Raw genomic sequence first — 3914 nt, 5'->3', positions numbered from 1 at the left:
TGAGTTTTAGCCCCGACGGCAAGACATTGGCTTCTGGCAGTGGGGACAAGACAATTAAACTCTGGAATCTAGAGACAGGCAAGGAAATTCGCACCCTTAACGGGCATAGTGAATTTGTCTGGAGCGTGAGTTTTAGCCCCGACGGCAAGACTTTGGCTTCTGGCAGTGATGACAAGACAATCAAACTCTGGAATCTAGAGACAGGCAAGGAAATCCGCACCCTTAACGGGCATAGTGAACGTGTCAGTAGCGTGAGTTTTAGCCCCGACAGCAAGACATTGGCTTCTGGCAGTTGGGACAACACAATCAAACTCTGGAATCTTCCAGACTTGGAGTTAGACCCTTTAATACGGAACAATTGCGATTTTGTACGCGGTTATTTAGAGAATAATCCTGATGTCAGCGAGAGTGACAGGCACTTGTGTGATGGTATTGGCAGCAAGTAAGAGGCAGGGGGCAGGGGGAAAAGGGTTTGAGGCTTTGTGCTTTGGGGAAATATTGAAGGCGATACTCTTTCAGAGTCACTCCGTGAACGCGCTGTAAAAAAACTTGAGGGGCGATCGCACTTTGGGGAAGGATGCGATTGGTATACTGAGAATAACTTTTAGAGAAAGCGATAGATTCTCACGCGAGAATAGTTAATTAAAAAACTAACAAATTTTCTCTAGGTAATTTTCTAGGATATATCTAATATGGTAAATCTCAATTATGCCAATAATCCCAATAATGATTCTATGGGTGCAGTTCGCATCAAAGTTAAACTAACAAATGCCATAGACGAAGCCCTTGTGAGTCGAGGAATGCTCAATCCCAATATGTTGCGCTTATGTGAAACTGAAGCACTGGTGGATACTGGCGCAGTGCGTACCGTTTTGCCTATGTCGATTGTACAGCAGTTAGGTTTGAGAATCCGAGGTCAGCAGGTTGCGGAATATGCTAACGGTATGGAAGAATCTATCGGCGTAACAGAACCTGTAATTATAGAATTAGAAGGGAGAGAAACTACTGAAGCTACATTAGTTACAGGAAATATTGTGCTGATTGGGCAAACAGTATTGGAAACGCTAGATTTATTAGTAGATTGTAAAAATCAGCAACTTGTACCAAATCCTGAGCATCCCAACTATCCCGTCATGAGAATCTAGCTTGAAGTTACTTCCCTCTTCCCTGAAGTAAATTCCATCTTCCCTGAAGTTACTTCCGCTTTCCTTGGAGTTATTTGCAACTTCCCTGAAGTTACTTCCGCCTTCCTTGAAGTTATTTGCAACTTCCCTGAAGTTATTTCCGCTTTCCCTTTTAAGTGTTTCGCTTAGTCTGTAGCAGCTTTTGCCTTGACGTTAAGTAGTTAATCTTTAAATTTTTTCATAAAAATCAACAATTTTACGTATGACAACGCCTTAAAAAATTGTCCACTATAGAGTTGGGATCAATTTGGAAGATGAGTATTAAATATGGCAAGACAAAAACGCAATTCACGTATGCTTGATAAAGCTGAGATACGTCTAGCAAGCATTAAATCTATTAGTCCAACTTTAGATGTAGGAGAGGGGTTGACGGTTCAAGATTATACCAAGAAAATTGAAAGCCTCAGAAAATCTCTTGAAGCATACAATACCACCCTCTCCACTATTGACGTTTTATTAACTCAGATTGTCGAATATGAACAAGATTTAGCAGACTATTCTGAAAATATTTTACGTGGTATTGCTTATAAATTTGGTAATAATAGCCATGAGTACCAAATGGCTGGAGGTACGCGAAAGAGCGATCGCAAACGTGCTATGCGTCAAAAGGCGGTTTTGACTGCTATCTCAAGATAAGAATACAGTAAAATTTATTACCCAGAGTCCCGACTGCTATAAAAAGTCGGGATTTAAATTTAGGCAATATGCGATCGCACCTATCACTATGATCATAAGGTGTAGGTTAAGTTGAGGAACGAAACCCAACACCCCATAGCTGGAATTACTACGGAAATGGTCTTAAGAATAACTGGGTAACGTAGTAAGTATTACCCTCTCGCCAAACTCCCACACCTGTTTCCGTAAACACTGGACGCAGAATATTTTCTCGGTGTCCGGGACTTTTCATCCAGCCTTCAATGGCTGCTGGTACTGGTCTAGGCACATTTTGACTCTTGAATAAGTTCTCACCCACAACTGAATAAAGAATACCGTCTCTCGTAACTCTTTCTTGTGGTGTGCTACCGTCAGCACCAGTATGGCTAAAAAAGTTTTTATCAGCCATCTGGCGGCTATATTTACGGGCAACTTGTGCTAATTTTGGATGATCTTTGAGGGGCTGTAGACCATTTTTTTGTCTTACTTGGTTAATACCTTGACGAATTTCGGACTCGATTTGGGCAGTTGTGGCAGATTCAGGAGTAATTGATGGTTGTGGGGATTGGTTTAATGGTATGTCAATGTTGGGCAGAGGTGGCAATTGTTTGGTGATTTGCTCACACCCAGTAGATGATAGCGCGATCGCGACCCACACTAAGTATAATTTTTGAGGCAATCGATTCATAGTTATTTTCGTAGGTGTTTCAGACACAGATAAAACGTCAGTCCCAAGAATCTGTAGCCTTAGAACATCCTACTAGTTGCACACATTACCTATAAAGAATCAAAGAAACAACTCAAATCTTCTTTCCTGACTTTTTACTTATTGTTCAAATCACAACGAGCTTGGTGTCTACTCTTTGGCATCAAGTGCCAATGAACTTAGAATGTATTTGACTTGCTTGATCGCAGCAGTGTATTTGAAGACCCCATGTTTTTTGTAGAGACCCCATGATACAGGACTACGCGCATTACTCCACAGAACCCCAAAACCAGTTGCCTACAGCACCGGGTTCTTTTTCAGTTAGAAATTCTCTCTTAGCAGAAACAAACTCTTTTTTAGAAAGGATGCCGTCCTTATCGATATCAAGCTTGGAGAAGACAAAAGCTGATTTTTCAGCATCTAGGTCAAACACACTGAAGAAAAGACGATGTTCTTGTTCTGATATATGACCATCGCTGTCTAAATCAATAATGTCAAACAAAGTTTCTATTAAAGGGTCATTGTAATCTGGATTTGAAACCGCTTCCTCTATGCCCTGACAAAATTCTTCGGGACTTACCTTACCATCTCCATCCAAGTCTGCTTTTGACCAAAAATTCTCCCAAATATGAAGCCACTTAAACAACATATCTTTGTGAATCTCTGAACCAATCTCTGCGCTACGGATGTTGGCAAACCTCTCAGCAAAAATCTCAGCATCTTCTTTCCCAATGAAGCCTGAATTATCAGCATCCAGACAGTAAAAGTGATGCAGTAACTTTTTTCTATGATATTCGCTTAACAAAGCTTTTCCCTTTTACTTACCAAAACATACTTACATTACCACAACAGTACGTAATTGATAACCACAATCACAAATACAGATTGAACCCGGATTTCTCACAAAGCCAGAAAAAATCGGGGTCAAAAACTGTCAAAATGCAATTAAGAAATAAAAGTAAGTTCTGCAAATTGATCTAACATTCAAAAGCTCTGAGTAGCTAGGTGCAATTAAATATAAAATGCTCCAGTGTCTATTCACCTGCTTCGCTACGAGTTTTCATCCCATCCATTACAGTAATCACTCGTACTCATTATCAAACATCTCTCAGACTAGTGGTTCATCTCATTAATTTTGCTGGGTTAGAATCGAAATAGAGAGTTGAGCGATCGCAAAGCATAGGGTATGCCAAAAAAGCACATATTTAAGCTGACACAAGAACAAAATCAATAATTACTTGAAATAGTCAGGACTTACGCAACTGGCACAGTGCAAACTCACCTGTCACCTGTCACCTGTCACCTATCCCCTGTCCCAGGGCGAACGCATCTAAATATTAAGGAGCGATAATCAAGGTGGAATTCGCCAA

5 protein-coding genes are annotated in these 3914 nt (G+C 40.6%); 3 read left to right on the top strand and 2 right to left on the bottom strand.

Annotated features, from left to right (window positions below; genetic code table 11):
- The 3 genes from ACM0OR_RS27880 to ACM0OR_RS27870 form a co-directional block, all read left to right on the top strand.
- Nucleotides 1–446, top strand: a 446-nt coding sequence (locus tag ACM0OR_RS27880; RefSeq protein WP_414579649.1) for a WD40 repeat domain-containing protein, incomplete at its 5' end; no start/stop codon positions are given.
- A 246-nt stretch (nucleotides 447–692) separates the two neighbouring features.
- Nucleotides 693–1145 (top strand): retroviral-like aspartic protease family protein, encoded by a 453-nt coding sequence (locus tag ACM0OR_RS27875; protein ID WP_323267500.1) that lies wholly within the window; start codon nucleotides 693–695, stop codon nucleotides 1143–1145.
- A 306-nt stretch (nucleotides 1146–1451) separates the two neighbouring features.
- The gene (locus ACM0OR_RS27870) at nucleotides 1452–1820 is read left to right on the top strand and encodes a hypothetical protein (protein ID WP_190708396.1); all 369 of its coding nucleotides are present in this window, start codon (nucleotides 1452–1454) and stop codon (nucleotides 1818–1820) included.
- A 148-nt stretch (nucleotides 1821–1968) separates the two neighbouring features.
- On the opposite strand, the gene ACM0OR_RS27865 is transcribed toward ACM0OR_RS27870, so the two are convergent.
- Both ACM0OR_RS27865 and ACM0OR_RS27860 read right to left on the bottom strand, forming a co-directional pair.
- Nucleotides 1969–2526 carry a CAP domain-containing protein gene (locus tag ACM0OR_RS27865; RefSeq protein ID WP_414579648.1) on the bottom strand — a complete coding sequence of 186 codons (558 nt, stop codon included), beginning with the start codon at nucleotides 2524–2526 and terminating at the stop codon, nucleotides 1969–1971.
- A gap of 286 nt (nucleotides 2527–2812) precedes the next feature.
- Entirely contained in the window at nucleotides 2813–3349 is a 537-nt protein-coding gene (locus tag ACM0OR_RS27860) for an EF-hand domain-containing protein (RefSeq protein WP_414579647.1), read from the bottom strand.
- Between the last annotated feature and the right edge of the window lie 565 nt (nucleotides 3350–3914).

Source organism: Anabaena sp. CCY 9402-a (assembly GCF_963920945.1).
Classification (GTDB): domain Bacteria; phylum Cyanobacteriota; class Cyanobacteriia; order Cyanobacteriales; family Nostocaceae; genus Trichormus; species Trichormus minutissimus.
This window is presented reverse-complemented; position numbering and strand designations above follow the sequence as displayed.

Bases quoted from the DNA above. Each gene is read 5' to 3' on its own strand.
- ACM0OR_RS27875 (WP_323267500.1), top strand. From the start codon at position 693: ATGGTAAATCTCAATTATGCCAATAATCCCAATAATGATTCTATGGGT.
- ACM0OR_RS27870 (WP_190708396.1), top strand. From the start codon at position 1,452: ATGGCAAGACAAAAACGCAATTCACGTATGCTTGATAAAGCTGAGATA.
- ACM0OR_RS27865 (WP_414579648.1), bottom strand. From the start codon at position 2,526: ATGAATCGATTGCCTCAAAAATTATACTTAGTGTGGGTCGCGATCGCG.